The sequence below is a fragment of the Methyloglobulus sp. genome (assembly GCF_964779595.1).
On sequence record NZ_CBAROL010000065.1, the window covers coordinates 1 to 4,778 of the forward strand.

Genomic DNA, 4,778 nt, shown 5'->3' on the forward strand with positions numbered 1-4,778 from the left:
GCCAAGCTGAGTGTTATTGATTATTTGGCCTTTTACAATGGCAAACGATCTCATTCAAAATTAGGTTATCAATCCCCGTTGCAATATGAACGGGATTTTTATAGGAAAGCTGTCTGAAAAAGTGTCCGGTTTTACTTGACCATTACAGCACAGGCAGCTTAGAAGAGTGAAGTGCGTACGCTATGAGCTATGGAGTTGTTCACTGCCGCACAGGCAGCTTAGAAGTAATGAGAACACTGTCGAATGGTTTTCTAAAAGTTCACTGCCGCACAGGCAGCTTAGAAGAATGACCTGCGGACGTTGCTGATCGGTCAGAAGTTCACTGCCGCACAGGCAGCTTAGAAGATAGTCCGAAATTTACCAGCCCCCGCTTACCAGTTCACTGCCGCACAGGCAGCTTAGAAGCGGTACATTAAATTGCTCAGATAAGACCCCTCCGTTCACTGCCGCACAGGCAGCTTAGAAGGCGTTGAATACAATAATCGACAAGCTTGTTAAGTTCACTGCCGCACAGGCAGCTTAGAAGGGCAGGATAACAGGCACATATCGAATACCATCGTTCACTGCCGCACAGGCAGCTTAGAAGGTCGAAGATTAATTTAGAAGATGGCCGTTTGCGTTCACTGCCGCACAGGCAGCTTAGAAGATACCATTCACAATCCCTGGTCGATTAGTGCTATATGTGTTTTTGGTACGTTTTTTTGCTGGGTTTATGATTTTCTCGTCCATCTTTTGCTAATTTAATTTTTCTACAGCCGCCGACAAATTAAGCCTTACAGCGGCCATTTGCAAACGCTTGTCCCGAGTCCATAGTCGGATGTTTCCCATTAACTGAGTTGAAGCCAGCAAATGCGCATCAACCAGTCCTATACCTAAACCAAACAGTGCGTTCTTTTCGATGAAATAGTTAACCTCGTCGTTAAAAACCAGTGGAGCTTGGGACAAGTTATCCAATGCTGACAAAATAGTTTCGCGTTGCCGTAAATTTCCTAGTGCAAGCTCACCCCTGACAAAGGGATGACCCAATACCCTGTTTTGGGTCAGTAAACTGGCCAACAGTGGTTCATTGGCACGTAGATGATCGACCCAGACTGACGTATCGACCAAGATCATTATGCTAGACAAGTGTTTGTCTGCGCGGAATGGGCTCTATTTGCGGTTCGGTGCCACCCAAACTCGCCAGCCTTTTTGCGCTTTCACGTTCTATTAGGGCTTTCAAGGCTTCTTTTACAAGGCCTGATTTCTCCTGAAGGCTTGTTAAAGCTTGGGCTTTTGCAAGCAACTCGTCATCTAATACAATTGTAGTCCTCATGTTTATCTCCTAAGTTATCATCAAATGATGCGCTTATTTGTGCATTAAATCAACCCTGCAATAAAACATCTTCCTGCTACACCATGTCAACAGTTTTCATATAGTGTAAATGGCCGCTAACCAGCGACCATTTACGGTGCGAAAGCAATTAAACTTCCGTCTGTTCCGCCATTTCCAGGGCATCATCGACTTCAATTCCGAGATAACGCACTGTGCTTTCGAGCTTGGTATGCCCCAACAGAAGTTGCACTGCCCTTAAGTTCTTTGTCCTTCGGTAGATTAGTGACGCTTTTGTCCTACGAAAGGAATGGGTGCCATAATCGGCAGGGTTTAACCCGATGCTGGCGACCCATTTCTCCACTATCCTGGCATACTGACGGGTGGTGATATGCGGCGAGCCGTGGATTCGGCTTGGGAACAGGAAATCCTCGCCCTTGAGCTTGGCTTGCTTGATCCAGTCCATGACTGACGTGCGCGTTTGTTCCGTGATTTAGAATTGTACCGGCTGATGGGTTTTTTGTTGCATGACCATCGCCCGTTTCGACACTTGGTCGCCGTGGGCGACGTCCCGGACTTTTAGTTTTACCAAATCGCAGCCGGATGCGGATTTCCCAGACTTCCTTGAGTTTCAGAGGCGGCTTCTGTCCCATCAGCTTGCCTTTGTTCCAAGGTTCTTTGCCGGCGGCAGGCTTATCATTTTTTATTTCGGCTTGGGGATTGAATCGAGGGTCGAGCGCAAGTTCTGTATTCATGGCACATACTCCATTTTGGTTGAGAGAGTATGTTTGACTTGGTTGCCTGTTCAAATGTTCTCGATACCCGACGCTAGGCAATATCAAATTCTACTCGAAGCGGAATTGGCAAGACCGACCCTAACTCGCCTTTCGGAAGGCAAAGATTGGTTTTCTGTTAGCAGACGTTCATGTGCCGGATGTTCAATTACAAATATTCAACAAAAGGCTCCAAAATAATAGTAACGATACGTCAAGAGTTGTCGCAAATATCCATTATTATCATTCATATCGTCTGCTTTCTTGTAAAAAACAGAACCCATTTGACTGTTAGCTTGCATTTTCCGTTTAAGCCGATTAAGTGCAAGTGATCTGACAACAAAACTACAAACACCAAGGAAGTCTAGAAGTAATGACTGGAAGAGAGACAACAAATATCATCAATAGCAGTGTCTTTGGCTTTAAGCTTAAACCCCGCTTCCCCAAAGTGCGGCGTAAAATTCAGCGGACGTTTTTGGCTTTGCTTGAAGGCAACCATGACAGGTTCAAAATCCCGTTACACTTCGTCCGCTGGGAAGATGATTTGCTGGAAATGGGGATTGCCAAGCTGTGTTAAAAGGAAGTTTAAGGATGGGGGGCGGCATATAACTCCAAAGGCAATCACACTTATTGTCATTGTACGGAGGGATTGCGACATATTATGACGACTTAGATTTTTATTCAATTCTAACGACAATATATTATGAACTCTTCAGACTGCTGAACCTTATTGAATGTATTTGTACGAACGTCTGTTCTTTGAGATACGTAGGCCAGCTATTTGAAATGCTGAATGACGGGTCTTGACCGAACTTCCCAAAGTGGTTGATATGAGCCAATGTCAGTTATGGAGAATAAATATATCTTATTAATTATAAAGTAATATTTATAATATCATGCAGGGTCGTTATGAAGATCACACAGAACTAGCCAAAAACGGATCAATGAGATTTGCTTGAGTGGGTTCGAAATGTCGTACGTTACGTGTCACGACCACAAGGTTGTGTTCCAACGCTGTGGCTGCAATCAATAGATCTGCGCCGTCATGGCCAAGTTCGCCACTCAATCGACCCCAACGCTTAGCAATCGCTATAGTCATAGGCATTATCCGCTGCCCATAACCTGCTAAGACATCTTCTAACCAATGTTCCAAAACTTGTGCAAACTCAGGGTCAACTTGTTTTTGCCGAGTGATGCCCCGTTCAACCTCACCGATAGTCACGACACTCAAGTAAAAATCAGCAGTACGGTTACCCTTCAACCATTGTTCCAGATGCGGTTCTCGTTTCTTGCGGCGTAATGCAGACAGGATGTCTGTATCCAGCAGGAAAGGCATCAGTCAAGATCCCTCAGTTGGACAGTCATTCGCTCAAATTCGCCATCATCGGCAGGCATGTTAAGAAGATGGTCGACAAATGAAGGCAACTGCAAGGATTCTAATTGCTTTAGCTTTTCGAACTCAGTTATAGATAACAACCGCTGCCGGTATGCCACGACGGGTAACCAGCTGAGCCTTCCCGTGCTGAGCTGCGTCTATAACGGCACTGAATTTGTTTTTGGCATCTTGTACTGACCATTGGTCGCTTTTCATAAGGCATGCCATCTAGCTAGTTAATCTAGCTGTAACGATACCATACATTACATTGACCATTTAAATGAAATTGAGATTATTTTCTTGGCGACAAAATCGTTTCTTGACAGGTTTCTTAGCCCACTCAATAGCTGACGCTCGAGTAAAAATATTTATCAGTCAATTCGAAGGCTATATTGAGGTCGGCATCCGAAACATGGCCGCGTTCAATCGCCACACGGGCGGCAAAATGCACGGCAGCTGCTGCGTTAGTGTCAGATGAATTGCCGTTTCTATTCGCCGCAATTTCAGCATCATCCAGCTTGGCGACGTTTTTACCAAGATAAGTGTGGGCAGACAGGCAATAACTGCAACCATTGAATTCGGCAATGGCCAAGGCAATGCGTTCACGGGTTTTGGCATCCAAGGTGCCTTTGTTTAACGCACCGTTAAGGCTTAAGTAGCCTTGGGCTATTGCCGACCAGTTTCATCAGATTGGGCACAACGCCAAGTTGCTTTTTAACCGCATCCAGCAATGGCAAAGTGGCGGCAGGGGTTTGCTCTGGGGTAGGCAGGGTGATTCTGTTCATGAGTGTTCTCCAAGCTTAGGGTAATGGTTTAGTCCGTATCGCACGATTGCGGTGGGGACGGTTATACTTTCCCATATTCCACTTGCAAAGAGAATAATCGCCAAGCACAATATATTATTCCGTCAAGTGGAATAAAGTGTGGACAGGTTTCATTTAATGACTGTGTATGTAGCGGTTGCCGAGGAAGAAAACTTCGCCGCAGGTGCAAGGCGGCTTGGGATGTCACCGCCAGCCGTAACGCGGGCTATATCGGCACTGGAAGACCGCCTGGGTGTGAAACTGCTCAACAGGACGACGCGTTACGTACGGGTGACGGATGCCGGAAGCCGTTACCTAGACGATTGCCGCCGGATTATCCACGAAACCGACGAAGCCGTTGCTGGTATTAATGTAATGGTCAAGTAAAACCGGACACTTTTTCAGACAGCTTTCCTATAAAAATCCCGTTCATATTGCAACGGGGATTGATAACCTAATTTTGAATGAGATCGTTTGCCATTGTAAAAGGCCAAATAATCAATAACACTCAGCTTGGT

At 45.6% G+C, this 4,778-nt stretch carries 12 protein-coding genes and 1 CRISPR repeat array; of the genes, 4 read left to right on the forward strand and 8 right to left on the reverse strand.

Features of this window, described 5'->3' with window-relative positions; translation table 11 throughout:
- Positions 1–15: 15 nt before the first annotated feature.
- Positions 16–117, forward strand: coding sequence for a hypothetical protein (locus AC1YY3_RS12755; protein ID WP_481824469.1), 102 nt, complete (start codon positions 16–18; stop codon positions 115–117).
- Between the two features lie 20 nt (positions 118–137).
- Positions 138–646: a CRISPR direct-repeat array (repeat unit 28 nt; unit sequence GTTCACTGCCGCACAGGCAGCTTAGAAG).
- Positions 647–735: 89 nt separating this feature from the next.
- Here the strand turns inward: AC1YY3_RS12755 and AC1YY3_RS12760 are convergent.
- The 3 genes from AC1YY3_RS12760 to AC1YY3_RS12770 form a co-directional block, all read right to left on the reverse strand.
- Positions 736–1,125, reverse strand: a complete 390-nt coding sequence (locus AC1YY3_RS12760; RefSeq protein WP_482194569.1) for a type II toxin-antitoxin system VapC family toxin — start codon at positions 1,123–1,125, stop codon at positions 736–738.
- A complete protein-coding gene (locus tag AC1YY3_RS12765; protein ID WP_482194570.1) occupies positions 1,118–1,312 on the reverse strand; it encodes a type II toxin-antitoxin system VapB family antitoxin in 195 nt (64 codons plus the stop codon). The genes AC1YY3_RS12760 and AC1YY3_RS12765 overlap by 8 nt, the downstream gene beginning before the upstream one ends.
- A gap of 148 nt (positions 1,313–1,460) precedes the next feature.
- Entirely contained in the window at positions 1,461–1,775 is a 315-nt protein-coding gene (locus AC1YY3_RS12770; protein ID WP_482194571.1) for a tyrosine-type recombinase/integrase, read from the reverse strand.
- A 61-nt stretch (positions 1,776–1,836) separates the two neighbouring features.
- Between AC1YY3_RS12770 and AC1YY3_RS12775 the strand changes: the two genes are divergently transcribed.
- Both AC1YY3_RS12775 and AC1YY3_RS12780 read left to right on the forward strand, forming a co-directional pair.
- On the forward strand, positions 1,837–2,283 hold the full coding sequence (locus AC1YY3_RS12775; RefSeq protein ID WP_482194572.1) for a hypothetical protein: 447 nt from the start codon (positions 1,837–1,839) through the stop codon (positions 2,281–2,283).
- 172 nt (positions 2,284–2,455) lie between these two features.
- Positions 2,456–2,659: a hypothetical protein gene (locus AC1YY3_RS12780; protein ID WP_482194573.1), complete on the forward strand. Its 204-nt coding sequence runs from the start codon at positions 2,456–2,458 to the stop codon at positions 2,657–2,659.
- A gap of 339 nt (positions 2,660–2,998) precedes the next feature.
- On the opposite strand, the gene AC1YY3_RS12785 is transcribed toward AC1YY3_RS12780, so the two are convergent.
- The 4 genes from AC1YY3_RS12785 to AC1YY3_RS12800 form a co-directional block, all read right to left on the reverse strand.
- On the reverse strand, positions 2,999–3,418 hold the full coding sequence (locus tag AC1YY3_RS12785; RefSeq protein WP_482194574.1) for a PIN domain-containing protein: 420 nt from the start codon (positions 3,416–3,418) through the stop codon (positions 2,999–3,001).
- Positions 3,419–3,541: 123 nt separating this feature from the next.
- Positions 3,542–3,673: a type II toxin-antitoxin system Phd/YefM family antitoxin gene (locus tag AC1YY3_RS12790; protein WP_482194575.1), complete on the reverse strand. Its 132-nt coding sequence runs from the start codon at positions 3,671–3,673 to the stop codon at positions 3,542–3,544.
- A gap of 124 nt (positions 3,674–3,797) precedes the next feature.
- Positions 3,798–4,079 carry a carboxymuconolactone decarboxylase family protein gene (locus AC1YY3_RS12795; RefSeq protein WP_482194576.1) on the reverse strand — a complete coding sequence of 94 codons (282 nt, stop codon included), beginning with the start codon at positions 4,077–4,079 and terminating at the stop codon, positions 3,798–3,800.
- Positions 4,080–4,101: 22 nt separating this feature from the next.
- The gene (locus tag AC1YY3_RS12800) at positions 4,102–4,242 is read right to left on the reverse strand and encodes a hypothetical protein (RefSeq protein WP_482194577.1); all 141 of its coding nucleotides are present in this window, start codon (positions 4,240–4,242) and stop codon (positions 4,102–4,104) included.
- 156 nt (positions 4,243–4,398) lie between these two features.
- On the opposite strand from AC1YY3_RS12800, the gene AC1YY3_RS12805 reads away from it, so the two are divergent.
- Complete coding sequence (locus tag AC1YY3_RS12805) at positions 4,399–4,647, forward strand: LysR family transcriptional regulator (RefSeq protein WP_482194578.1); 249 nt, start codon at positions 4,399–4,401, stop codon at positions 4,645–4,647.
- A gap of 14 nt (positions 4,648–4,661) precedes the next feature.
- Here the strand turns inward: AC1YY3_RS12805 and AC1YY3_RS12810 are convergent, their stop codons facing one another.
- A complete protein-coding gene (locus AC1YY3_RS12810; RefSeq protein ID WP_482194517.1) occupies positions 4,662–4,772 on the reverse strand; it encodes a hypothetical protein in 111 nt (36 codons plus the stop codon).
- Positions 4,773–4,778: the final 6 nt, after the last annotated feature.

Coding starts and splice junctions, on each gene's coding strand:
- AC1YY3_RS12765 (WP_482194570.1), bottom strand. CDS start 1,312: ATGAGGACTACAATTGTATTAGATGACGAGTTGCTTGCAAAAGCCCAA.
- AC1YY3_RS12770 (WP_482194571.1), bottom strand. CDS start 1,775: ATGGACTGGATCAAGCAAGCCAAGCTCAAGGGCGAGGATTTCCTGTTC.
- AC1YY3_RS12775 (WP_482194572.1), top strand. CDS start 1,837: ATGACCATCGCCCGTTTCGACACTTGGTCGCCGTGGGCGACGTCCCGG.
- AC1YY3_RS12780 (WP_482194573.1), top strand. CDS start 2,456: ATGACTGGAAGAGAGACAACAAATATCATCAATAGCAGTGTCTTTGGC.
- AC1YY3_RS12785 (WP_482194574.1), bottom strand. CDS start 3,418: ATGCCTTTCCTGCTGGATACAGACATCCTGTCTGCATTACGCCGCAAG.
- AC1YY3_RS12790 (WP_482194575.1), bottom strand. CDS start 3,673: ATGAAAAGCGACCAATGGTCAGTACAAGATGCCAAAAACAAATTCAGT.
- AC1YY3_RS12800 (WP_482194577.1), bottom strand. CDS start 4,242: ATGAACAGAATCACCCTGCCTACCCCAGAGCAAACCCCTGCCGCCACT.
- AC1YY3_RS12805 (WP_482194578.1), top strand. CDS start 4,399: ATGACTGTGTATGTAGCGGTTGCCGAGGAAGAAAACTTCGCCGCAGGT.